The sequence below is a fragment of the Cellulomonas sp. KU4C genome, from assembly GCF_056868065.1.
This window is the reverse complement of sequence record NZ_CP200322.1, coordinates 3,386,361-3,409,251: the sequence shown is the minus strand read 5'-3', so window position 1 is coordinate 3,409,251 and position 22,891 is coordinate 3,386,361. Positions and strand designations below refer to the sequence as shown.

The window sequence follows — 22,891 nt, the reverse complement described above, 5'->3', positions numbered from 1 at the left end:
TGCGCCGCGCCGGCGTGTCGGAGCGCGGATCGTCCACCCACGGCCGGGGTGGATCCACCCGGGGTGGTGGCAGGTGCGGCAGGTGCGGCAGGTGCGGCAGCAGCCCCTGCGGCTGCCGGGTCGGTCAGGGGGTGGGGTCGGGGGCCGGGTCGGGCTTGGGGCGGCCGGTGGCCTCCTCCTCGAGGAGGCTCGGGTCGACGAGCTCGTGGCGGCGCAGGTACGTGGACATCACGGCCTGGATGGTCGCGGCCACCGGCAGCGACAGGAACGCCCCCAGGGCCCCGAACACCGCACCGAACGCGATGACCGACAGGAACGCGACCGCGGGGTTGAGGGCGAGGGACCGCTCGGAGACCTTCGGGGTGAGCAGCAGGTTCTCGACCTGCTGGTACGCGATGATGAACGCCAGCACCGCGAGGGCCCGCAGCGGGGAGACCGTGAGGGCGACCAGCACCGGCAGGGCGCCGCCGATGTACGTGCCGACGGTCGGGATGAACTGCGACACCAGCCCGGTGAACACGGCCAGCGGCAGCGCGTAGGGGATCCCGACGATCACCAGGAACAGCCAGGTCGCGGCGGTGGAGAACGCGGCGAGCACGATCCGCGAGGTGATGAACCCGGCGACCTTCTCCTGCGAGACCTCCCACAGCTTGAGGACCTCGCGCTGGCGGTGCGGGGCGAGGTAGCGGCAGACGGCGGCGCGGAACTTCGGGCCGGCGCTGGCCATGTAGTAGACGACGAGCAGCACGGCGGTGGCGGTGAACAGCCCGCCGGCGATCGAGGTGCCGACGCCGATGACGCCCGGGGCGATGTCGCCGACGTAGTCGCCGGCGTTGTTCAGCAGCTCGTCGGTGCGGGGCAGCGCGACGTCGAACCGGTCGGCGGTGAACCCGCGCAGGTCGGCGTAGTAGCCCGGGATGGACTGCACGAGGTCCACGAGCTGGTTGACGAACAGCCCGCCGAGCATCGCGAGGATGCCGATGCCGAGCACCAGCGAGCCGAGCATCGTGATGCCGGTGGCGAGCGGCCGCTTGATGCCGCGTCGGCCGAGCCACAGGATCATCGGCTCCATCGCCAGGGCGATGAACCAGGAGATGACGATGATCGTGATGACGTTGCCGAGCATGGAGGCGGCGCGCCACACGAGGATGCCGGCGAACACCGCGACGACCGCCATCGTCAGCGCGCGCGGCAGCCAGCGCGGGGGGATGCGCGAGTCCCGGGAGCCGGGTGACCAGCGGCCGGCCGGGGGTGCGGGTGCGGCGGCCGGGACGGTGGGGTCCTCGGGGACGGGCATGGCGGGGCGCTCCGGGGGTCGCGGGGTTGCGGGTGCGGGGGTGCGCCGGTCACGCTACCGGCGCCCGGCCGTCGGGCGGGGGTGCGGCGGTGCGACACGGCGTGCGGCTGACCCGGGACCCCGGTCCCTCACCCCGCGCCGGGCCCGGCGTACGCTCTGTTAGCGTTAACATACAACGATGGAGAAGCCTCCTCGCGGTCCCGCGCAGCAAGCCGGGGCAGCCGCGGGGTCTCGACGAGGAGACGACAGTGACGGACAGCGTCGGCGTCAACCCGATCGTGCTGCAGCGTGCGGACCCGTGCGTGCTGCGCCATGACGGGCAGTACTACTTCACGGGGTCCCACCCGGCGTACGACCGGATCGTGCTGCGCCGGGCCGCGCGGCTGGAGGACCTGCAGGGCGCGCAGGAGGTCACGATCTGGCACGCCCACGCCGAGGGACCGCAGTCGCACCTGATCTGGGCGCCGGAGATCCACCGGATCGGCGACGCCTGGTACGTGTACTACGCCGCCGCCCCGGACGACCACGGCACGGTCGACGTGCCCGGGACCGCCGAGACGTTCAACCACCGCGTCTACGTCCTGGAGAACACCGCCGAGGACCCGTTCACCGGGCAGTGGGTCGAGCGCGGGCAGGTCGACACCGGCTGGGAGTCCTTCGCCCTGGACGCGACCAGCACCGTCGTCGACGGCGTGCAGTACCTGATCTGGGCGCAGCAGGCGTTCGACGTGCGCGGCCACTCCAACCTGTACATCGCCCGGATGACGAACCCGTGGACCCTGGCGACGCCCGCGGTCGAGCTGACCCGCCCCGAGTTCGACTGGGAGGTCAAGGGCTTCTGGGTCAACGAGGGCCCCTCGGTCCTGGTCCGCGACGGCCGGGTGTTCCTCACCTACTCGGGCGCGGCGACCGGCATCGACTACGCGATGGGCGTGCTGACCGCCCGCGTCGGGGACGACCTCCTCGACCCGGCCTCGTGGACCAAGAGCCCCGACCCGGTGTTCGTGTCCGACCCGTCCGTCGGCCAGTACGGGCCGGGCCACAACTCGTTCACGGAGCTGGCCGACGGCACGCCGGTGCTGGTGTACCACGCCCGCACCTACACCGAGATCGTCGGCGACCCGCTCTGGGACCCCAACCGGCACGCCCGCGCGCAGGTGCTGCCGTTCGACGCCGACGGCAACCCCGTGTGGGGCACGCCCGTGCCCGACACCCGTCCCACCCCGACCTCCACCGAGGTCCTCAGCCCGTCCGGAGACCCGCAGTGAGCACCACCACCCCCACCGGACGCCCGAACGTGCTGGAGTCGCTCAAGCGCGGCGTGTTCTGGAACTACGGCGGCCTGTTCTTCTTCTACTTCGCCATCTGGCAGCTCGCGTTCACGTTCCTGCCGCTGTGGCTCGCCCGCGAGGGCATGGGCACCGGCGCCATCGGCGTCGTGAGCACCGTCTCCGCGATCACGGCGCTGCTGCTCCAGCCCGTCTACGGCTACCTGCAGGACCGGCTCGGCTTCAAGAAGTACCTGTTCGCGTTCGTCGTGCTGTGCGCGGCGTTCATGGGCCCGTTCTTCGTGCTGGTGTTCCAGCCGCTGATCGGCGTCAACGAGTACCTGGCGGCGGTCGTCGGCGGCATCTTCCTCAGCCTGTGCCTGAACTCGGGCGTCGGTGTGGTCGAGGCGTTCAGCGAGCGGGCCAGCCGGGCCAACGGCTACGAGTACGGCCACGCCCGGTTGTTCGGCTCGCTGGCCGGTGGCACCGCGGCGCTGGTCGGCGGGTTCATCTGGGCCGCCAACCCGGACAGCATCTGGTGGGCCGGCTCCGTGTCGGCGATCGTGCTCGGCACGCTGCTGTTCCTGGCCCGGGTCCCGCACGAGGCCGAGCGCGCCGGGGCCGAGGCCGCGGGGGGCGCGACCGAGGAGCAGGGCGGCACGCGGATCACCAAGGCGACCATCGTCGGCCTGCTGCGGGACCGGAACTTCCTCGGGTTCGTCATCCTCATGTTCGGCACGGCCGCGCTGTACGACGTGTTCGACCAGCAGTTCCCGAACTACTTCGCCACGTTCGTCACCAGCGGCGACGCCGAGGTGCTGTTCTCCCGCGTCGTCGCGGTGCAGATCTTCGCCGAGGCCGCGTTCATGGTCGCCGCGCCGTTCATCGTCAACAAGATCGGCGCCCGCAAGGGCCTCATGGTGTTCGCCGCGGTGCTGCTGGTGCGCGTGCTCGGGTCGGCGTTCTTCACGCACGAGTGGCTGCTGATCGCCTGGCGACTGCTCGCGGCGATCGAGATGCCGTTCCTGCTGGTGTCGGTGATGAAGTACATCACCCGGATGTTCGACGTCCGGATCTCGGCGACGGCCTACATGCTGGGCTTCAACTTCGCCAAGCAGATCGGCATCGCGATCTTCGCCTCGGTGTTCGGTCTCGCGTACGAGGGCATCGGGTTCAGCACGGCCTACGTGGTGATGGCGGTCGTGATCGTCGTGGTCACCGTGATCGCCCGGCTGCTGATGGCCGACGACCGCACGCGGGTCGCCCCCGGTGAGGGGGCCGGGGACGCGCCCGCACCGCGGACGGGGCAGGTCGCCGCGGGGGTCTGAACCCGCCTCGTCGCGGCCGGTGGCTCGCCTATGCTTCGACCACCGGCCGCGACGGGAGGAGACGGATCGTGCCCGACCAGACCTCCCGACCCGCACCCGACGACGCCCGCGGCGCCGCGGTGCAGCGCCTGCTCGGCTCCGTGGGCAACCCCGCGCTGGAGCGCCTCGCCCAGCTGGCGTCCCGGCTGCTCGCCGCCCCGGCGTCCCAGGTGTCGCTGCTCGGCGACGTGCAGACCGTGGGCGCCGCCGCCGGTGCGGCGGTCGGCGTCACGGGGGAGCGGTCCGCGCTGCAGGACTCCGTCTGCCTGGTGACCGCGCGGCTCGGTGAGCCGCTGGTGGTCGCCGACGCGGCCGCGGACCAGCGCCTGTGCGAGATCGGGGCCGTCAGCGACGGGCGGGTGCGCGCCTACCTCGGCGTCCCGCTCGTCGGCAGGGACGGGCACGTCGTCGGCGCGCTGTGCGTGTACGACGCGCACGTGCGGACCTGGTCCACGGACGACGTGCTGGTGCTCACCGACCTCGCGGCGTCGGCCGTGGCCGAGCTCGAGCTGTCCGCGCTGTCCGTCGAGTACGAGCAGGACCGGGTCCGGTGGCGGCTCGCCGTCACCGCCGGCGGCGTCGGCAGCTTCGACTGGGACCTGACCACCGGCCGGCTGGACTGGGACGAGGCGCTGCACGCGCTGTTCGGCGTCCCGGTCGGCGAGTTCGGCGGCACGATCGCCGCGTTCGACGCGTGCGTCCACCCCGACGACCGCGGTCGGGTCGGCAAGGCCCTGGCCGCCGCGATCGCGAGCTGCGGGGAGTACTCCGCCGAGTACCGGGTCGTGCGTCCCGACGGCGCGACGGTCTGGGTGCGGGCCCGCGGGCTCGCGCTCGCCGGACCGGACGGCGCCGCGGTGCGGGTGCTCGGCGCGGCGTACGAGACGACCGGCCAGCGCGAGGCCGACGCCCGGATCGCGCGCGTGCTGGAGACGATGTCCTCGGCGTTCTTCCTGCTGGACGCGCAGTGGCGGTTCGCCTACGTCAACGCCCGCGCGGAGCGGCTGCTGGGCCGCACCCGGGAGGAGCTCGTGGGGGGCGTCATCTGGGACCTGTTCCCGTTCGCCCCGGGCTCGCCGTTCGAGGAGCACTACCGCGGCGCCGTCGCGACGGGGGAGCCGCGCGCGTTCGAGTCCTACTACCCGCCGCCGCTGGACGCCTGGTTCGAGGTGCGCGCCTCCCCGGGCCCGGACGGCCTGTCGGTGTACTTCCACGACATCACCGCCCGGCGGTCGGCCGAGCGGCAGCAGGCCGAGGTCAGCGCGGTCGCCGAGACCACCCGCAAGCGGCTCGAGCTCATCACCACCGTCAGCGAGGACCTCAGCTCGACGCTCGACACCGAGTACGCCGTCGGTCGCCTCGCCCGGCACCTGGTGCGCGACTTCGGGTCCTGGTGCCTGGTGACGCTGTGGGACGAGCAGCGGCACCTGCGGGACATCGCGGGCTGGCACGTGAACCCCGCGCTGCGCCCGACGGTCGCCCGGTACGCGCAGCTGCGCCTCGGCGGGCTGTCGCCGGAGTCGTTCCTGCACCGCGCGCTGCGGACCGGCGAGGTCGTCGTGATCCAGGACGCCACGGAGGCGGTCGCGGGGGTGCTGACCGGCGAGGCGCGCGAGGTGCTGCTGCAGCTCGCGCCGCGCACCGGGTACGCCGTGCCGATGCGTGCCCGCGGGCGGGTGGTGGGGGCGGTGTCGCTGTTCCTCGACGCGACGCACGCCGACCTGACCGACGAGGACCTGTCGCTGCTGGTGCAGGTCGCCGACCGCGCCGGGCTCGCGCTCGACAACGCCCAGCTCTACGAGAGCCAGCGCCGGATGGCCGAGACGCTGCAGCGGGCCCTGCTGTCCCCGCCGGCCGAGCCGGACGACCTCCAGGTCGAGGTGCGGTACGTGCCCGCGGCGAAGGTCGCGCAGGTCGGCGGCGACTGGTACGACTCGTTCGTCCAGCCCGGCGGCGCCACGGTGCTCGTCATCGGCGACGTGATGGGCCACGACCGGCACGCGGCGGCGGCGATGAGCCAGGTGCGCACCCTGCTGCGCGGCATCGCCGCCACCACCGGCGGGTCCCCGGCCGACGTCGTCCGCCAGCTCGACGGCGCGCTCGAGACGCTGCGGGTCGACGCGATGGCCACGGCCGTGGTGATGCGGCTGGAGCAGACGCCGCAGGAGCACGCCGACGGGGTGACCCGGCTGCGGTGGACCAACGCCGGGCACCTGCCGCCGCTGCTGGTGGACCCCGACGGCACGGTGCGCGAGCTGCGCACGGAACGGCCCGAGATCGTCCTCGGGGTCGCCCCCGACGCGCCGCGGACCGACTCCGAGGTGACGGTCCCGCGCGGGTCGACGGTGCTGATGTACACCGACGGGCTGGTGGAGCGCCGCGACGAGCACCTGCAGACCGGCGTGGACCGGCTGATCCCGGTGGTCCGGGAGGCGCTGACCGAGGCGCGCGCCCGTGCGACGACCCCCGGCGGCGTGGACGTGGCGTACCTCGCCGACGAGGTGCTGGCGCGGAGCCTGCCCGGCGAGCCGGACGACGACGTCGCGCTGCTGGTCGTGCACCTGGGGCTGCAGGACCGCTGACGCGGACCGGGCCGCCCGGTGTCGGGCGGGGTCAGGGCGCGGTGACCTGCGTGGGCAGCACGGGCCCGCGGACGACCGCGGGGGCCGGCAGCACCCGGGCGCCCGCGGCGGTGAGCACGTCGCGCTCGCGCAGCCACGCGTCGGCGGCGTCGGCGGGCATCGGGCGGCTGTGCAGGAACCCCTGGGCCCGGTCGCAGCCCATCCGGCGCAGCTCCTCGGACGTCGCCGTGTCCTCGACGCCCTCGGCGATCAGCCGCAGGCCGAGGTGGTGCGCGAGGTCGAGCGTGCCGGACACGATCGCGCGGGTGCGGTCGTCGGACGTCAGGCGCGCGGTGAACGAGCGGTCCAGCTTGAGCTCCCCGGCCGGCAGCTCGTCGAGGTAGGTCAGCGAGGAGTAGCCGGCGCCGTAGTCGTCGATGCTGAGCCCGATGCCGCGGTCGGCGATGTCCCGGGTGACGGCGACGGCGTGCCGCGGGTCGTGCATGAGCGTGGTCTCGGTGATCTCCACGACCAGGTGCTCCGGGCGCAGGCCGGCGTCGGCGAGCACCTGGTCCAGGGTCGCGAGCAGCCGCGGGTGCTCCAGGCAGGACGTGGACAGGTTCACCGCCACGGCGAGGTCCCGGCCCTCGGCCTGCCAGCGGGCGGCCTGCCGGGTCGCCTGCGCCAGCACCCGCTCGGTCAGGGCGAACATCGAGCCGGTCTGCTCCGCCAGGTCGATGAACGCCACGGGCGGCAGCAGGCCCCGCTGCGGGTGCGCCCAGCGGACCAGCGCCTCCATGCCGACCACGGCGCCGTCGGTGCAGTCGAGCTGCGGCTGGTAGTGCAGCTCGAGGCCGCCGAACCGCTCGTCGTCGGTGGTGAGCATGACGCGCAGCTCGTCGGCGAGCGCGAGCTCCGCGCGCTCGCGGGCGTCGGCGTCCTCGTCGTACACGCGCACGCCGCCGCCGGAGCGCTTCGCGGCGTACATCGCGGTGTCCGCCCAGCGGAGCAGCTCGCCGTCGCGGTGGTCGCCGAACGCGGTGCTGGCCACGCCGATGCTCGCCTCGAGCCGCACCACCCGCCCGGTGATGTCGATCGGCTCCCGCACGGCCTCCCGCAGCGCCGCCGCCACCGCGGACGCGCGCGCGACGTCCGGGTCGTCGAGGACCACCGCGAACTCGTCGCCGCCGAACCGCGCGAGCAGCCCGGTGCCCGCCAGCCGGTGCTGCAGGCGGCCGCTGATCGTCGTGATGACGACGTCGCCGGCCGCGTGGCCGTACCGGTCGTTGACGTCCTTGAACCGGTCGAGGTCGATCACCAGCAGCGCGGCCCCCGTGCGGGAGGTCGCGAACCGGTCGACGGTCTCGAGCATCGCGCGCCGGTTGGGCACCCCGGTGAGCGGGTCGGTGCGCGCCTCCTTGCGGGTGGACGCGACGAACGCGAGCTCGTGGATGGTGCGGAACATCCGCACGCAGCCCCCGAGGACGCCGACCGCGGCCAGCACGGGCACCAGCAGCCAGTCGCCCGGGTGCAGCGCGTACGCGACCAGGACGCCGACGCCCGTGAGGATCGCGAGCAGCGCGCACACCGTGACCACCTGGGACGACGCGAAGTGCCCACGCAGGATCGGCGGCCGGACCGCGCCGGAGCCCGCGGCGACCAGCGTCAGCGCGGTCCAGCTCAGCACCACGGGCAGCACCGGCGCCGGGGCGACCGCGGCCCCGGTCGCGAGCGGTGCGGTGACGACCTCGACCGCGCTCATCGCGAGCAGCCCCGCGGCGAGCACCCAGGCCCGGGGGTCGTCGAGCAGGCCGCCGACGACCGTCACCACCACGGTCGTCACCGCGAGCACCACCAGGGCCGCCAGCCGCACGACGTGGCCCTCCACCGCCCAGCCCGGGCCGTCGGTCACGAGGCTGCTGGCGTCGAGCAGGTACGCGCCGAGCGCCAGGGTGCACAGCACGGAGCCCGCGGCGTTGACCCAGTCGGCCGGGTGCGAGGCGGAGGTGCGGAACCGGTTCCAGCTGAGCAGCCCCTGGTACGCGCACAGCACGGCGACGACCGCCGCGACCGTGAGCGGGGCGCCCCGGGCCCACACCGCGGCGTCGCCGCGGAGCACCAGGTCGACCAGCGCCTCCAGGGCGAGCCCGACGGCGACCGCGACGGCCGCGTGCCCGACCCAGCGCCACAGCCCGCGCTCCTCGACGGCCCGCAGCGGGACCTGGCGGCGCAGCACGGCGCCGCCGATCCCCGCCGCGACGGCGCCGCCGGCCGCCGTCAGCCCCGCCACCCCGGTCACGAGCTCGGCGGTCGCGAGCACCGCGACGAGCGCGGCGGCGGCGGTGAGCAGCAGGGCGGGCGGTCGGTCGCGGGACGGCGGGGGCGTGGCAGGCATCCCCTTCCTCATCGGCCCCCGCGGCGCGGCACGCAAGGTCACGGGGTCGATTCACCCGGTGCGCGACGCCCGACCTCACATCCGCGGGGGCTGCGTCGTCCCAGGGGTGGAGCCGGCGCGCACGGTGCGCGGCGGCCGAGGGAGGCAGATCCACATGGCACGCATCGTCGTCGTCGGAGGCGGGTACGCGGGGTTCACCGCGGCGCGTCGGCTGGAGCGGCGGCTCGGACCCGACGACGAGCTGGTGCTCGTCGACCCGCGGCCCTACCTGACCTACCAGCCGTTCCTGCCCGAGGTGGTCGCCGGCTCGGTCGAGGCCCGGCACTCGGCGGTCGCGCACCGCCGGCACCTGCGCCGCACCCGGGTGCTGGCGGCGTCGGTGACCCGGATCGTGCACGCGCAGCGGCGCCTGACCGTCCAGCCTGCCGACGGCCCCGCCCGGGACCTCGGCTACGACACGCTCGTGCTGACCGCGGGCGCGGTGACGCGGCGGGTGCCGGTCCCGGGGGTCGCGGAGCACGCGATCGGCCTGAAGCACGTCGAGGAGGCCGTCGCGATCCGCGACCGGGTGCTCACGGCGTTCGACCGTGCGGCGGCGCTCCCGCCCGGCCCGCTGCGGGAGCGGGCGCTGACCGTGGTGGTCGTCGGCGGCGGGTTCTCGGGCGTCGAGGGGTTCGCGGAGGCGCACCTGCTCGCGCTGGACCTCGCCGACCGGTACCCCGAGATCGACCCCTCCGAGGTGCGGTTCCACCTCGTCGAGCTGAGCGACCGGGTGCTGCCCGAGGTCGGCGAGGCGCAGGGGCGCTGGGTGGTGCGGCTCCTGGAGGGCCGTGGCGCGCACGTGCACCTCGGCACCGGCGTGGTGTCGGCCGTCGACGGGGTCGTCGAGCTGTCCTCCGGCGAGCAGATCCCGACGGACCTGCTGGTGTGGACGGCCGGCAACGCCGCGAACCCCGTGGTCGCGACCCACACCGACCTGCCGGTCGACGCCCGGGGCTACGTCGTCGTCCGCCCGGACCTGCGGGTGGGCACGGACGCCGAACCGGTCGAGGACGCGTGGGCGGCCGGCGACGCGGCGGCGGTCCCGGACCTGGCCGCGGACCGACCGGGCGCCGTCACGGTGCCGAACGCGCAGCACGCCGTCCGGCAGGGCCGCCTGCTGGCGCGCAACCTGCTGGCGGTCCGCGCCGGACGGGACACCCGGCCGTACGTGCACCGCAGCCTCGGCGCGATCGCGACGCTCGGCCTCGGCACCGGGATCTTCCAGCAGGGGCGGATCGTGCTGCGCGGCCGGCTCGCCTGGCTGGTGCACCGCGGCTACCACGTGCTCGCGATCCCGACCTGGGAGCGGAAGGTGCGGGTGCTCGCGGTCTGGGCGACGGCCGGGCTGTTCGGGCGGGACCTCGTGTCGCTCGCCTCGGTCGCGCACCCGCGGGCGGCGTTCCTCGCCGGCGGCGCACCCGCGCGACGGGACCCGGCACCCGCCCCGGGACGGCAGCCGGTGGGTTGACCGCGCTGCGAGGGAGCCCGGCTACCCTCGCCCGATGGGGCGCCTGATCTACTCGATGTTCACCTCGCTCGACGGCTACGCGTCGGGCCCGGACGGCAGCAGCGACTGGGGCGGGGCCGACGCGGAGGTGCACACGTTCCTCTCCGAGCAGATGCGCGCGGTCGGGACGTACCTGTACGGGCGGCGGATGTACGAGGTGATGGCGTTCTGGCAGACCGCGCACGAGCTGCCCGACGCGCCCGACTTCGTCCGCGAGTTCGCCGCGGTGTGGCAGGCGGCGGACAAGGTCGTCTACTCCACGACCCTCGACGCGCCGACCACCCCGCGCACCCGCGTCGAGCGGGGGTTCGATCCCGACGCCGTGCGCGCGCTCGTCGCCGCCCGGGACCACGACGTCACGATCGACGGGCCGACGCTCGCCGCGCACGCGCTGCGTGCCGGGCTCGTCGACGAGATCCAGCCGCTCGTCGCGCCGGTGTCCGTCGGCGGCGGCCTGCGGTTCTGGCCCGACGGGCTCCGGCTCGACCTGGCGCTCGCGGACCAGCACCGGTTCGCGAACGGGACCGTCTGGCTGCGGTACCGGCGCGGGCCGGCGGCGTAGCGGGCCCGCGCGGGGCCGCGGTCGGAGTCAGGCGCCCAGCGAGAACTGCGGCACGTACGCGGGGTCGGTGAGCTCGGGCCGGTCGACGCGGAACAGGTCGATGTCGTGCTCGGTGCTGCCGGTCGTCAGCAGGTCGGCCAGCACGGAGCCGATCAGGCTGGCGAACTTCCCGCCGTGCCCCGCCCCGTTGAACACCGCGACGTGCGGGTGCCCCGGGACGGTGTCGAGCACGAACTCCCGGTCCGCGGGCATGTCGTAGACGCAGGTCCGGGCGAGCAGCGGGACGCCGGCCGCCTCGGGCAGGTGCTCCGCGAGGAACCGCAGCGACCGGGCGGTCTCCGTCGCGTCGGTCTCGTGGCTGCGCTGGTCGCCGGTGATGAAGACACCGCGCATGTCCCGGGCGATCTTGACGGCGGCCTCCCCGTAGACCGGGAACCCGTAGTGCACGTCGGCGCCGTGGTAGACCCAGATCGGGAACCGGTCCGGGGTGAACGCCGCGGGACGTCGAGCGGCGACGTAGTCGACCTGCTCCTGGGACAGCGTCAGGGTGTACGTCAGCCCGAGGTCCGGCATCAGGTCGCCCAGCCAGGAGCCCGCCGCGACGACCAGGGCGCCGGCCTCGACGTCCCCGTCGTCGGTGCGCACCGTCACGCTGTCGTCCCGGACGTCGACGCCGGTGACCCGGGTGCGGCTGCGCAGCTCCGCGCCCGCGGCGAGCGCGAGGGCGGCGTGCGCGGACACCGAGCGGCGGATGTCGATGATCCCCGCGTCCGCCTGGTACACCCCGGTGGTCCCGTCGGGAACCCGCCACTGGTCGAACCGCTCCCGCAGCCGGTCGGTCGTCAGGTCCTCGTAGGCGTGCCCCGCGTCGGCCAGCGCCGCACGGACCGGGTCGAGCCGCGCATCCCCGCCGTGCTCCGGCGGGGCGAGGTCCAGCCCGCCGGTCCGCAGGTACACCGGCAGACCGGACTCCCGCTCCACGTGCGCCCACGCCGCGAACATCGCGTCCGTCAGCCGGGTGTACTCGGGCCGGTGGTAGGACCGGCGGATGATCCGCGAGTGGTCGCCCGACGACCCCAGGGCGTGCCCGAGGTCATGCTGCTCGAGCACCAGGACGCGGCGCGCACCCCGCTGCGTGAGCCAGTACGCGGCGGCGGCACCGATCGCGCCGGCCCCGATGACGACGTGCGAGTACGTGCGGGTCACGCGGGCCTCCGGTTCGGGGTGGGCGCGGGGTGGGCCCGGGACGGGCCCGGGTGGTCGGCCCAGTGTGGCCGGTCCGGTGCCGCCCGGCCCCGACCCGGTCGCAGGCTGGACGTCTGTGCCCGGCCGGGGCGGGACGGGGTGGGCCGGAGTGGGGTGGGGTCAGGGCGTCATGGCCTCGCGGACGCGGGTGGTGTCCGCGTCGGACCAGTCGGCCGGCGGGGCCACGGCGAGCCAGCCGTCCAGGGTGAGGGCGTCGTAGTTGTGGCCGTGGCCGTCGGGCACCGACTTCGAGTTGACCAGGTCGAACGTCAGCTGCCAGAACGTCACCAGCGGGTACCAGGTCATCGTCAGCCCCGCCTCGCCGGTGGGGTTCTCGGAGAGCCAGGCGGGCCGGCTGAGCAGCAGGTCGGGGCTCCACCAGACGATCGGGTCCGACGCGTGCTGCAGGTAGAGCACCCGGGGGTCCTCCCACGCGGTCGGCGGGTCGGCCATCTGGTCGGTGTCCCCGGCGAACCGCACCAGCAGCCCGCTCGCGTACACCGGGGCGTTCGCGGGCGTGCCGGGGTCGCGGCGGTCGACGAGCGCGTGCCAGATCGGGTTCGAGTTCGGCGGGCCGACCCACAGCACGCCGTCGGTGCGCGCGCGGATGTCCGCGAGCGACGTGTACGCGGTCTCCGAGCCGTACGAGCCCAGGCTCTCCCCGTACGCGAGCAGCTGCGGCCGCTCGTCCTCGGGCATCGCGGCGACCCGTGCTTCGACTGCCCTGGCGAGCGCCTGCGCCTCGTCGGCCGCGCGGGACCGGTCGACCAGGAACGACAGCCAGCTCGGCAGGTACGAGTACTGGGTGGAGACCGCGGCGGTGTCGCCCCCGTGCAGCAGCTCCAAAGCCTCGACCGCGGACCCGTTGACCCAGCCGCTGCCGGTGGTCGTGACGATCAGCAGCACCGCGCGGTCGAACGCGCCGGTCCGGTCGAGCTCGGCGACCGCGAGGTCCGCGCGCTCCTGCGCGGTGGCGGCGCTCTCCAGCCCGACGTACACCCGGACCGGGGTGCGGACGTCGCCGTCCGGGGAGGCCGCGGCGAGCGCCTCGGGCGACGCGCCCTGCGCCACGAACCGGCGACCCTCGCGGCCGAGGGTGTCCCAGCCGACCAGCGACTCCGGCGACCCGGACCGCTCCGGGTCCTGGGGCTGGGTGACCCCGGGGTGGTCGCGGGTGTTCAGCGCCGCGAACGCCGAGTCCGCCGCGGACAGCGACCGCGCGAGCAGCACGTCGTCCACCAGCACCACCACGAGCGCCCCGACGACGACGGTCGCGACGGCGATCGCCAGCAGCCGCGGGAACCGCAGCCGGCGCCGCAGCATCCGCTCGATGCGGACGCCCAGCCACCGCACGCCGCGCGCGACCATCACCAGCGCCACGGCGATCACCACGAGCAGCGGGCCGGCGCGCAGCCAGTCGCCCGTCGACGGCGGCGGCATCCCGATGGCGGTCGTCATCTCGCGCTGCCAGCGCGCGCCGTGCACGAGCATCAGCACCAGCGTCGCGACGACCGCCGCGCCCAGCAGGGTGCCCAGCAGGGGTCGGACCCACCGGCGCAGTCGCGGCGGCACCCGGTGCGTCGCCCCGGCCACGAACCGGCGCCACGCGGGGACGTGGCGCAGCACCCACGCGAGCAGCACGCCCACCGCGTAGCCGAGCGCGCCGGAGATGCCGGACACCAGGCCCTGGAACAGCCAGTCGCGCGGCAGCAGCGAGGGCGTCATGGCGAGCGCCGCGAACAGGGTGCCGACCGCGACGCCGCCGGGGTGCGGGGGTCGGGGGCGTCGGCGCCGCCGCGCGGTCGCGGGGGAGTCGGGGGCGTCCGGCGCGTCGGGGTGCGCGGACGCGGGGTGCGCGGACGCGGGGTGCTCGGACGGCGGCTCCGGGGCGGGGTCGGCGGCGGGCGGGGACTGTCCGGTGCTGGTCATGCGGTCCCCTCGGTCTCGAAGACGTACGGGTTGCCGAACTCGCGGCCACGGAGCGCCGAGCGCTGGGCCGACGTGAGCAGGGCCTGGTCGCAGGCGTCGTCCCAGCCGTCCTCGACCGCGCCGCGCACCCGGTCGATGATCGCGTCCGCCTCGGTCGCGGGCAGCAGGAAGTCCGCCGCCGCCTCCCGCACCAGCCAGAGCTGGGACGCCCGCCGGCCGTCGCGGGTGATGCCGATCGCCTGGCTCGACGTCCGGCTGCTGCGGGGCTGGGGCGCCAGGTCGTAGGCAGGGGTCAGCGTGAGCCGCGCGCCGTCCCAGAACGCCGAGTGGTTGCGCAGGTGGTCGTCGTTGTTGCCGACGAGGACGCTCAGCACGAGCCGCCCGTACAGCTCCCGCAGGCTCGCCCCGACGTCGGTCCACGGCCCGGTGCGGATCGCGTCGGCGATCTGCGCGTAGCCGGCGTACCGGGAGTTGATCTCCCAGAGCCCCAGGACGGTGAGCATCGACACCATCTGCCGTCGGGTGTGGCCGGTCGTCCCGTCCGCCCGCGTCACGGGCACGCGGTCGAACCGGTCGACGAGCAGCACCGACCTGCCCGACGCGCGCACCACCCGCACGTCGGGCACCTGGAGCCCCGCACGCCGTGCGAGCAGCATCGCGACCGCCTCGGACTGCACCACCGGGCGCGTGTCCGTGCTCGACGAGAACTTGGCCACCACCCGGCGGTCGCCGTCGCGCAGCAGGGCCTTGGGTCGGGCGCCGCCGATCGACGTCCCGTGCGCGGCCGCGGCGGTGAGCGAGTCGGGGACGGTCTCGCCGCGCTCGACCAGGTCGGTGAGCTCGAGCAGCTGGTGCAGGTCGGCGTCGTCGTCGCGGGCGACGTAGTGGTCGGGCGAGGCCTGGAAGTCCAGGGCGCCGATGCGGTCCGAGCCAGACGCGAGGAGGTAGGTCCGCTCGTCGAGGTCCGCCCACCCGTGCGTGCCGGCCCGCGTGCCCACCCGTGCGCCGAGCCGGGCGTCGACGACGCGCCGGCCCCAGGCGTCCGGTGCCGCGTCCCGCAGCGCACCGGCGATCGGCAGCGGGTCGCGCCCGGCGGCGCGCCGGGGGTCGAACGTCGCCGGGGTGAGCGGCAGCTCGGGGGTGAACAGAGAGATCGCGTCGGGGCGGGCGCGGTAGCTGGCGGCGTAGCGGAACAGCAGGACCGGCTCGCCCTGGAGGTCGTCGCCGCTCGGGTGCAGGACGCCGGCGACGACCGGGTCGGTCGCGCCGGGCAGCCACACCCAGACGAAGACCGACGAACCGGGGCCGGTGGCGCCGTCAGAAGTCATCGTCGACCTCGACGGAGCGCTGGTGGACATGGCGGGGGAGCAGTGCGAGGCGGTCGCGCTCGCGGGCGGCGACGTCGCCGAGGTCGCGGCTCCCGACCCCGAACAGCGGAACGCCGCACACGATGGCGGCCTCGAACACGGTGCCGATCGCGGTTCCGGGGGCGCCCCGCTCGATGCGGGAGACCAGGGCGGCGCTGGCGCCCACCCGCTCGCCCAGCTCGGCGGCGGTCCAGCCCAGCTCGCGGCGCGCGGCGGCCACCTGGGCGCCGAGCGCGACGAGGGCCGCCTCGGTCGCCGGCAGGTACGAGCGCGCGGTCTTCATGAGTCCATCGTACATAAACATCGAGTATCGCCCGGTAGTCGATGTTTATATCGAGTCACGGCGAGCCGACGCCGCCCAGCCCTGCCTGGTACGCCAGGTAGACGAGCTGCGCCCGGTCGCGCGCGGCGGTCTTCATCATCGCCCGGTTGACGTGGGTCTTCGCGGTCGCCGGGCTGATGTACAGCCGCTCGGCGATCTCCGTGTTCGACAGGCCGGCGGCGACGAGCGTGGTGATCTCGCGCTCGCGCTCGGTCAGGTCGGCGAACCCGGGGACGGGTGCGGCGGTCCGGGGCTCGGGGTGCTCGAGCAGCCGCTGCACGACGGCCCGGGTCGCGGCGGGGGACAGCAGCCGGTCGCCGGCCGCGACGGTGCGGATCGCGTCGATCAGCGCCTCGGGCTCCACGCCCTTGCCGAGGAACCCGCTCGCGCCGGCCCGCAGCGCCCCGAGTACCAGGTCGTCGTCCTCGAACGTCGTGAGCACCAGCACGCGGACCCCGGCCAGGTCGTCGTCGGCGGTGATCCGGCGGGTGGCCTCGATGCCGTCCACGTCGGGCATCCGGATGTCCATCAGGACGAGGTCCGCGCGGGTGCTGCGGGTCATCGCGACGGCCTCGGCGCCGGTGGCGGCCTCGCCGACCACCTCGATGTCGTCGGTCGCGTCCAGCAGCAGGCGGAACGTGGCGCGCAGCAGCGCCTGGTCGTCGGCGAGCAGCACACGCACGGTCATCAGCGGGGTCCTCCGGTCGAGGTCGAGGTCGGTGCGGGGTCGGCGGTGTCGCCGGGGTCGGGGTCGTCGGGCGCGGGCAGGGCGGGGAGCGTGGCGACGACCTCGAACCCGCCGCCCGGCGTCGGCCCCGCGCGCAGGGTGCCGCCCGCGGCGGTGGCGCGCTCCCGCATGCCGATCAGCCCGTTGCCGGTGCCGGGCGCGGGGGCGCGGTCGGTGTCGGGTCCCGCGGGGTTCGCCACCCGCAGCCGCACGCCCGCCCCGGTCCAGGTGAGTCCGACCGCGACGGTCGCGCCGGGGGCGTGCTTGGCCGCGTTGGTCAGCGACTCCTGGAGGATCCGGTACGCCGCGAGGTCGGCGTGCTGGTCGAGCCGGCCCGGGGTGCCGGACGTCGCGAGCTCGACGTGGTTGCCCGCCGAGCGGACCCGGTCGAGCAGCTCGTCGAGGGCGTCCAGCCCGGGGACGGGGCGCAGCGCGGCGTCCGCACCCGCGGCCGCCGTGTCGTCGTCGCGGCGGCGCAGCAGACCGACGGTCGCCCGCAGCTCGTCGATCGCGCGCCCGGTGTGCTGCGTGATGTCACGCAGGGCCGACTCGGCGGCGCCGGGGTCGGTGCGCAGCAGGTACCGGGCGACGCCGGCCTGCGCGTTCACCAGCGTGAGGTTGTGCGCGAGCACGTCGTGCAGCTCGCGGGCGATCCGCAGCCGCTCGTCGAGGACCGCCTGCCGGGCGTGCTCGTCGCGCTCGCGGGCCGCGCGGGCCGCACGCTCCCGCAGCCCCGACCGCCACACCCCGAGCGCCGCCGCGGTCACCACCAGGTAGAACACGACCAGGTCGGTGAGGTAGGTCTCGGTCGACCTGATCGTCACGCCGAGCACGGCCAGGACGGCACCGGCGCCGACCCCGGCGAGCCAGCCCGTCGCCCGCGGTGCCCGGGCCGCGAGCGTCGCCACCGCGAGCATCGACGCGAGCGGGACCGGCTGGTACGCGCCCATGCCGCCGGTCGGGGCGGTGACCGCGTCCGGGACGGCCAGGAAGATCAGGATCATCGACTCGGCCACGAGCGCGCCCGCCAGCGCGAGCGCCGGGCGCCAGGTGCGCAGCAGCAGCGGTGCCCAGGCCGCGAGCACGGCGAGCAGCAGCGGCGCGCCGGGCCGCTCGAACGTGCCGGTCCGCACCGAGGTGGTGGTCAGCATCGCGGCGAGCCAGAACCCCGTGAGGGCCAGCTGGCCGGAGGTGGGGCGGGTGCCGCGCGTCACGGTGTCGACCGCGCGGACGGCCTGGACGGCCCGGGAGCCGAGCTGCTGCGGGGTGGTCACGGGGGCGGGCTCCTCCTGTCCGGCTCGATCGGGTCGCGCCGGACCAGGGTGGCAGACGCGCGTCGCGTCCCAGCATCGCCCCGGGTGCCTCGCCCGTCGTCCCCCTCCGGCGGTGCCCGGTGTACCGCACCCGCGGTACACCGTGACCCACCCGCACCGCCCGCGAGCACGCCGCCCCCCGCGAGCACGCCGCCCCCCTGCGAGGGCGCACGCGACACCGCGAGGGCGTACTCCGCGGCTTACGCCCTCGTGGTGTCGCATGCGCCCTCGTGGGACTTCCACCCTCGCGGGAGTCACCCGTGCCGCATGACGACACCGCGCGGGGCGGGAGCCACGGTGGACCCGACGCGCGGACCTCGGCGGAGGGGCGGACATGCTCGTGCACATCCGGGTCGTCGGCCCCGAGCACGACCTCGCCGGGCTGCGCGACTACGTGGACGTCGTCGCGGCCCCCACCGCGGACGGCGCGGTGCTGTCCTGCCGGGTGCCGGACCGTGCGGGGCTGACCGGGGTCGTGGCCCTGCTCGGGGACCTGGGCATCGCGATCGCCGACCTCCAGGTGGTCGCGGACCCCGGTCCGCCGGACGGCGACGACACCCGGCGCTACGGTGGGCGCGACGCGGGGGCGTGAGCGATGGCGGCACGAGCAGGCAGGTCGGTACCGGGGGCACCGCCCGGCACGAGGTCGGGTGCGCCGCCGGGCAAGGTCCGCGCGCCCCGGCCCGCCCCGGGGCTGCTCGCCCGGCCGCGGTGCGTCGTCGAGCTGGACGAGGCCGTCGACCGGCACCGGCTGGTCCTGGTGTGCGCGCCGGCCGGCTACGGGAAGTCGACCCTGCTGAGCCAGTGGGCCGTCTCGGTCCGCGCGCCGCTGGTGTGGGCGTCGCTCGACCCGCTCGACGACGACCCCGGGCGCCTCGCGGGCGTGCTCGCCGACGCCGTCGCACACGCCGGGCCGCACCCGCGCACCGAGGGGTCGGCCGGTCCGGCGCCCGCGGGCGTCGCTGCCCGCGTGGACGCGCTCGTGGCGGACCTCGACCGGCTCCGCGCGCCCGCCGATCCCGGGGCCGACGTGGCCGCACCGGTGGTCGTCCTCGACGACGTGCACCTGCTCTCCCTGCGCACCGCGCGCCAGGTGCTCACCCCGCTGCTGCGCTACTCGAGCGCGCGCCTGGTGCTGTCGTGCCGGTTCGACGCCGGGGTCCCCGTCAACCGGCTGCGGATCAGCGGGCAGCTCGGTGAGATCCGCAGCCGGTCGCTGGCGTTCACCGAGCAGGAGGTCGCCGACCTGGTCGACGCGCACGGCCGGCACCCCGACCGCGTCCGCGACCTCTGGGAGGTCACCCGCGGCTGGCCCGTCGCGGTGCAGCTGGCGGTGGCGGCGGGGGCGCTCGACGGCGACGGCGCGCCGCTGCGTGGCCTCGGCGACCGGGACGTGCCCCTGACGACTACCTGCTCGAGGAGGTGATCGGGGCGCTGCCGACGGCGCTCGCGGACTTCGTGCTGCGCGCGAGCGTGGCGGGAACGATCGACCCCGACCTCGCGGACGCGGTCGTCCCGGGCGGGGCCGCGCTGCTCGACGAGTGCGTCACCCGGGGACTCTTCCTGACGCCCGTCGGCGGGGACCACGGCGGGCAGGTCGCGTACCGGTGGCACGCGCTGGTCGCCGCGCACGCCCGCGCGGTGCTCGCGCGGCGGGACCCCGCCGCGGCGCGGGCCGTGCACCGCGTCGTCGCGGAGCACCGGGCGGCGACCGACCCGGCCGCCGCGATCGGGCACGCGCTCGCGGCCCAGGCGCCGGGCACGGCCGCCTCGATCCTCGGCGAGCGGTGGCCCGACCTGGTCGTGCGAGGCGAGGTCGGGCTGATCGAGCGGCTGCGGTCGGCCCTGCCCGACCCGCACGCCCACGCGCCCGACGTGCTGCTCGCGCTGTCCGCGGCGCGGGCGTTCGACCCCGGGGGCGCGGTCGGTGCCGGTGCCGGTCCGGAGGTCGTCGGGGACCTGGTGCGCACGTTCCTGGCCCCCGGCCGCCCGCCGCTGGGCGAGGCGGTCCGCCGGGGTCGGGTGCTGCTCGCCCGCGAGGACCTGGACGGCGCGACCCGGGCGCTCGGCCTGTACCTGCTGGGCCGGGCCGAGCAGCAGCGTCTCGGCGCCGCGGCGGACCCGGACGCCGGCCCGCGCCTCGACCAGGCCGCGGGGCTGGCGGCGCAGCGCGGGTGGGGGGCGCTCGCGCTCGGCTGCCGCGCGGAGTCGGCGCTCGCCCGGGCGCAGGCCGGTGACCTGACCGACGGCCGGACGCGGGCCGTGGAGGTGCTGCGCACGGCGGCGGCCCACGGGTGGTCGGGCTCCGGGGTCGTCGCGACGGCGCACCTGACCTGCGGACTGGTGGCGTACTGGCGCGACGACCTCGACCACGCGCGCGATCAGCTGGCGGCCGCCGTCGAGGCGGCGGGGAGGTCGCGTCGGGAGGTCGCCGCGCACGCCGCGGGCGTCCTCGCGCTGGTCGCGGTGGCCCAGGGCGACGCCCCGGGCCTGGCGGCGGCGCGCGAGGTGCTGGACGCGCCGTGGACGGACGCGGGCGAGCCCGAGCACCTGCCCGCGTTCCGCGACCTGGTGACCGCGGTGCGCCTGGCGGCGGCCGGGCAGGGGTGCGCCGCGCTCGCGCTCGTCGACCGGCGGACGGCCGCGTTCGGGGACCCCCTGTCGCTCGCCTGGCTCGCCGACGTGCTCCGGCGCACCGGGGACCCGGCGGGCGCGTGGCGGGCGGTGCACGCCGGCGCACCCGCGGCGGACGCGGTGCCCGGGTCGCCCGCCCCGGCGCGGGTGGCGCTCGCGGCGGCTGCCGCGCTGCTGCACGACCACGACGGCGAGGCGGACGCCGCGCACCACGCGCTCGAGGACGCCCTGGTCCTGGCCGCGCCGCACGGGGTGGTGCGCCCCCTGCGCGACCGCGCCGCGGACCTGCACCCGCTGCTGTCGGCGCACCTGGAGTGGGGCAGCGCGCACGAGGAGCTGGTCGCCCGGCTCCTCGTCGCGGAGCAGGCCGCACCCGCGGCGCGGACCTCCGCCTGGGACCTGACCGCGCGCGAGCGCGACGTCCTGGCGTGCCTGCGCTCGTCGCTGACCGCCGAGGAGATCGCGGCGTCGCTCTACCTGTCGGTCAACACGGTGAAGACCCACATGCGGGCGATCTACCGCAAGCTCGGCGCGGACGGGCGGCGGGCGGCGGTCCGGGTGGCGGTGCAGCGCGGGCTGCTCTGAGCCGCACCGCCGGCGGGCGGGGTCAGACGTTCTCCTCGAACGCCGCCCGCAGCCGCGCCTCCTCCTCGGCGGACAGGTTGGTCTGGATCAGCTCGGGGTGGATGCCCTGCTCCTTGAGCGCGGGCAGCACCTTGTCGCCGACGGCGCCGGACGACAGCAGGAACAGCGCGGAGGTGCCGGGCGTGACCTTGTCGCGCACCGAGGCGATGAACCCGTCGTCGATCCCCACGTCCGTGAGCGACCCGCCGAGCGCGCCCGCCGCGGCGCCGATCGCGGCACCGAGCAGCGGCACGAAGAACAGCAGCCCGAACAGCAGACCCCAGAACGTGCCGCCGAGCGCGCCCGCGACGGTGAGGTTGTTGAGCTGCCGCGTCTTCGGCTTCTTCCGGCTGGGCTCCCACGACACGGTCGCGGCGTCGTGCACCTGGATCAGCTGCTGCTTCTGCAGGGCCTGCAGGGCGCCCTCGGCCCGGTCGGCCCCCTCGGGGGTGTCGAACTTCCACACGCTGAGCGTCGCCACGGCGGTCTCCTCGGTCGGCTGGGTCGGTCCGTCGCCGCCCAGCGTCGCGCGCGGGCCGCACGGGCACCTCACCCGGCGGGGGTGAGGCGCCCGCGGGCGTGCGTCAGGCGCGGGCTGCGGACGCGCCGGCAGCGTCGGTGTCGGCGAGGAACGGGTAGTCCGTGTACCCCGTGGCGCCGGCGCCGTAGAACGTCGCCGGGTTCGGCTCGTTCTCCGGGTGCTGACCCGCCCAGCGCTCGACGAGGTCGGGGTTGGCGATCGCCGCGCGGCCGACGGCCACGACGTCCGCGGTGCCGTCCGCGACGAGCTGCAGCGCCTCCTCGCGGGTGGTCATCGCCGAGAAGCCGGTGTTGGCCATCAGCGGGCCGCCGAACCGGGCGCGCAGGTCCTGGACGAGCTCCCCGGCGGGGTCGGCGTGCAGGACGCTGAGGTACGCCAGGCCCAGCGGCCGGATCGCGTCGACCACGTGCCCGTAGGTGGCCGCGACGTCGGCGGCGTCCGTCTCGTACGCGTCCTGGATGTTGTGCCCGGGGGACAGGCGCAGGCCCACGCGCCCGGCGCCGACCTCGGCGGCGACCGCGGTGACGACCTCGACCACGAGGCGGGCGCGGTTCTCCGGCGAGCCGCCGTACTGGTCGTCGCGCACGTTGGACGCCGGGGACAGGAACTCGTGCAGCAGGTAGCCGTTCGCCCCGTGCACCTCGACGCCGTCCAGGCCCGCGTCGACCGCGCGGCGCGCGGCCTCGACGAACGTCGCGACGATGCCGGGGATCTCGTCGGCGGTCAGCGCGTGCGGCACCGGGTACGCGGTCTTCGAGCCGTCGGGCAGGCGGGCCTCGCCGTCGATCGCGAGCGCGCTGGGGGCGACGATCCGGTCGGTCCCGGTGATCCCGGTGTGGGACACGCGCCCGCCGTGCATCAGCTGCATGACCAGACGGCCGCCGCGGGCGTGCACCGCGTCGGCGACCCGGGCCCAGCCCGCGGCCTGCTCGGCGGTGGCGATGCCCGGCTGGCCCGGGTAGGCGCGCGACTCGGCGACGGGGAACGTGCCCTCGGTGACCATCAGGCCCGTGCTGGCCCGCTGCGCGTAGTGCTCGACGAGCAGGTCGTTCGGGACGCCGTCCGCGTCCGCGCGCGTCCGCGTCAGGGGGGCCATCGCCACGCGGTTGGCCAGCTGCAGGTCGCCCAGGGCGACGGGGGAGAAGAGGTTCACGTCGAGCCGGAACGCACGCGCCGGGCGAAACCTTCCG

18 protein-coding genes are annotated in these 22,891 nt (G+C 75.8%); 8 read left to right on the top strand and 10 right to left on the bottom strand.

Going from position 1 to position 22,891, the window contains the following annotated elements; genetic code table 11:
* Positions 1-124: 124 nt before the first annotated feature.
* On the bottom strand, positions 125-1,297 hold the full coding sequence (locus tag AC1VL8_RS16220) for an AI-2E family transporter (RefSeq protein WP_483075883.1): 1,173 nt from the start codon (positions 1,295-1,297) through the stop codon (positions 125-127).
* A 248-nt stretch (positions 1,298-1,545) separates the two neighbouring features.
* Between AC1VL8_RS16220 and AC1VL8_RS16215 the strand changes: the two genes are divergently transcribed.
* From AC1VL8_RS16215 to AC1VL8_RS16205, 3 genes are all read left to right on the top strand, one after another.
* Positions 1,546-2,565 carry a glycoside hydrolase family 43 protein gene (locus tag AC1VL8_RS16215; RefSeq protein WP_483075882.1) on the top strand — a complete coding sequence of 340 codons (1,020 nt, stop codon included), beginning with the start codon at positions 1,546-1,548 and terminating at the stop codon, positions 2,563-2,565.
* Positions 2,562-3,893, top strand: a complete 1,332-nt coding sequence (locus tag AC1VL8_RS16210) for an oligosaccharide MFS transporter (protein WP_483075881.1) — start codon at positions 2,562-2,564, stop codon at positions 3,891-3,893. Before AC1VL8_RS16215 ends, AC1VL8_RS16210 begins: the two co-directional genes overlap by 4 nt.
* A 68-nt stretch (positions 3,894-3,961) precedes the next feature.
* On the top strand, positions 3,962-6,514 hold the full coding sequence (locus AC1VL8_RS16205; RefSeq protein WP_483075880.1) for a SpoIIE family protein phosphatase: 2,553 nt from the start codon (positions 3,962-3,964) through the stop codon (positions 6,512-6,514).
* A 31-nt stretch (positions 6,515-6,545) separates the two neighbouring features.
* On the opposite strand, the gene AC1VL8_RS16200 is transcribed toward AC1VL8_RS16205, so the two are convergent.
* Positions 6,546-8,888 (bottom strand): putative bifunctional diguanylate cyclase/phosphodiesterase, encoded by a 2,343-nt coding sequence (locus AC1VL8_RS16200; protein ID WP_483075879.1) that lies wholly within the window; start codon positions 8,886-8,888, stop codon positions 6,546-6,548.
* A gap of 154 nt (positions 8,889-9,042) precedes the next feature.
* Between AC1VL8_RS16200 and AC1VL8_RS16195 the strand changes: the two genes are divergently transcribed.
* Both AC1VL8_RS16195 and AC1VL8_RS16190 read left to right on the top strand, forming a co-directional pair.
* Positions 9,043-10,398 carry an NAD(P)/FAD-dependent oxidoreductase gene (locus tag AC1VL8_RS16195; protein ID WP_483075878.1) on the top strand — a complete coding sequence of 452 codons (1,356 nt, stop codon included), beginning with the start codon at positions 9,043-9,045 and terminating at the stop codon, positions 10,396-10,398.
* 34 nt (positions 10,399-10,432) lie between these two features.
* Entirely contained in the window at positions 10,433-10,999 is a 567-nt protein-coding gene (locus AC1VL8_RS16190) for a dihydrofolate reductase family protein (protein WP_483075877.1), read from the top strand.
* A gap of 27 nt (positions 11,000-11,026) precedes the next feature.
* Here AC1VL8_RS16190 and solA read toward each other — a convergent pair whose 3' ends face one another.
* From solA to AC1VL8_RS16160, 6 genes are all read right to left on the bottom strand, one after another.
* The gene (gene solA, locus AC1VL8_RS16185) at positions 11,027-12,205 is read right to left on the bottom strand and encodes an N-methyl-L-tryptophan oxidase (protein WP_483075876.1); all 1,179 of its coding nucleotides are present in this window, start codon (positions 12,203-12,205) and stop codon (positions 11,027-11,029) included.
* Between the two features lie 159 nt (positions 12,206-12,364).
* Positions 12,365-14,173: an alpha/beta hydrolase gene (locus AC1VL8_RS16180; protein ID WP_483075875.1), complete on the bottom strand. Its 1,809-nt coding sequence runs from the start codon at positions 14,171-14,173 to the stop codon at positions 12,365-12,367.
* The gene (locus AC1VL8_RS16175; protein ID WP_483075874.1) at positions 14,170-15,501 is read right to left on the bottom strand and encodes a type II toxin-antitoxin system HipA family toxin; all 1,332 of its coding nucleotides are present in this window, start codon (positions 15,499-15,501) and stop codon (positions 14,170-14,172) included. Before AC1VL8_RS16175 ends, AC1VL8_RS16180 begins: the two co-directional genes overlap by 4 nt.
* The gene (locus AC1VL8_RS16170) at positions 15,491-15,823 is read right to left on the bottom strand and encodes a helix-turn-helix domain-containing protein (protein WP_483075873.1); all 333 of its coding nucleotides are present in this window, start codon (positions 15,821-15,823) and stop codon (positions 15,491-15,493) included. The genes AC1VL8_RS16175 and AC1VL8_RS16170 overlap by 11 nt, the downstream gene beginning before the upstream one ends.
* A 55-nt stretch (positions 15,824-15,878) precedes the next feature.
* Entirely contained in the window at positions 15,879-16,550 is a 672-nt protein-coding gene (locus AC1VL8_RS16165) for a response regulator (RefSeq protein ID WP_483075872.1), read from the bottom strand.
* A complete protein-coding gene (locus AC1VL8_RS16160; RefSeq protein ID WP_483075871.1) occupies positions 16,550-17,863 on the bottom strand; it encodes a sensor histidine kinase in 1,314 nt (437 codons plus the stop codon). Before AC1VL8_RS16160 ends, AC1VL8_RS16165 begins: the two co-directional genes overlap by 1 nt.
* A gap of 373 nt (positions 17,864-18,236) precedes the next feature.
* Between AC1VL8_RS16160 and AC1VL8_RS16155 the strand changes: the two genes are divergently transcribed.
* From AC1VL8_RS16155 to AC1VL8_RS16145, 3 genes are read left to right on the top strand one after another with little or no spacing between them, the layout of a single operon-like run.
* The gene (locus AC1VL8_RS16155; RefSeq protein WP_483075870.1) at positions 18,237-18,494 is read left to right on the top strand and encodes a hypothetical protein; all 258 of its coding nucleotides are present in this window, start codon (positions 18,237-18,239) and stop codon (positions 18,492-18,494) included.
* Positions 18,495-18,497: 3 nt separating this feature from the next.
* Positions 18,498-19,328 carry a hypothetical protein gene (locus tag AC1VL8_RS16150; protein WP_483075869.1) on the top strand — a complete coding sequence of 277 codons (831 nt, stop codon included), beginning with the start codon at positions 18,498-18,500 and terminating at the stop codon, positions 19,326-19,328.
* Positions 19,325-21,121, top strand: coding sequence for a LuxR C-terminal-related transcriptional regulator (locus AC1VL8_RS16145; RefSeq protein ID WP_483075868.1), 1,797 nt, complete (start codon positions 19,325-19,327; stop codon positions 21,119-21,121). Before AC1VL8_RS16150 ends, AC1VL8_RS16145 begins: the two co-directional genes overlap by 4 nt.
* Before the next feature lie 22 nt (positions 21,122-21,143).
* On the opposite strand, the gene AC1VL8_RS16140 is transcribed toward AC1VL8_RS16145, so the two are convergent.
* Together AC1VL8_RS16140 and AC1VL8_RS16135 are read right to left on the bottom strand one after the other, a co-directional pair.
* Positions 21,144-21,641: a DUF1269 domain-containing protein gene (locus AC1VL8_RS16140; protein ID WP_483075867.1), complete on the bottom strand. Its 498-nt coding sequence runs from the start codon at positions 21,639-21,641 to the stop codon at positions 21,144-21,146.
* Between the two features lie 103 nt (positions 21,642-21,744).
* Positions 21,745-22,854, bottom strand: a complete 1,110-nt coding sequence (locus AC1VL8_RS16135) for an alkene reductase (RefSeq protein WP_483075866.1) — start codon at positions 22,852-22,854, stop codon at positions 21,745-21,747.
* Between the last annotated feature and the right edge of the window lie 37 nt (positions 22,855-22,891).

What these genes read in the sequence shown, in the direction of transcription:
- AC1VL8_RS16220 (WP_483075883.1), bottom strand. Translation starts at nt 1,297, where the DNA reads ATGCCCGTCCCCGAGGACCCCACCGTCCCGGCCGCCGCACCCGCACCC.
- AC1VL8_RS16200 (WP_483075879.1), bottom strand. Translation starts at nt 8,888, where the DNA reads ATGCCTGCCACGCCCCCGCCGTCCCGCGACCGACCGCCCGCCCTGCTG.
- AC1VL8_RS16195 (WP_483075878.1), top strand. Translation starts at nt 9,043, where the DNA reads ATGGCACGCATCGTCGTCGTCGGAGGCGGGTACGCGGGGTTCACCGCG.
- AC1VL8_RS16190 (WP_483075877.1), top strand. Translation starts at nt 10,433, where the DNA reads ATGGGGCGCCTGATCTACTCGATGTTCACCTCGCTCGACGGCTACGCG.
- AC1VL8_RS16180 (WP_483075875.1), bottom strand. Translation starts at nt 14,173, where the DNA reads ATGACCAGCACCGGACAGTCCCCGCCCGCCGCCGACCCCGCCCCGGAG.
- AC1VL8_RS16175 (WP_483075874.1), bottom strand. Translation starts at nt 15,501, where the DNA reads ATGACTTCTGACGGCGCCACCGGCCCCGGTTCGTCGGTCTTCGTCTGG.
- AC1VL8_RS16170 (WP_483075873.1), bottom strand. Translation starts at nt 15,823, where the DNA reads ATGAAGACCGCGCGCTCGTACCTGCCGGCGACCGAGGCGGCCCTCGTC.
- AC1VL8_RS16165 (WP_483075872.1), bottom strand. Translation starts at nt 16,550, where the DNA reads ATGACCGTGCGTGTGCTGCTCGCCGACGACCAGGCGCTGCTGCGCGCC.
- AC1VL8_RS16155 (WP_483075870.1), top strand. Translation starts at nt 18,237, where the DNA reads ATGCTCGTGCACATCCGGGTCGTCGGCCCCGAGCACGACCTCGCCGGG.
- AC1VL8_RS16150 (WP_483075869.1), top strand. Translation starts at nt 18,498, where the DNA reads ATGGCGGCACGAGCAGGCAGGTCGGTACCGGGGGCACCGCCCGGCACG.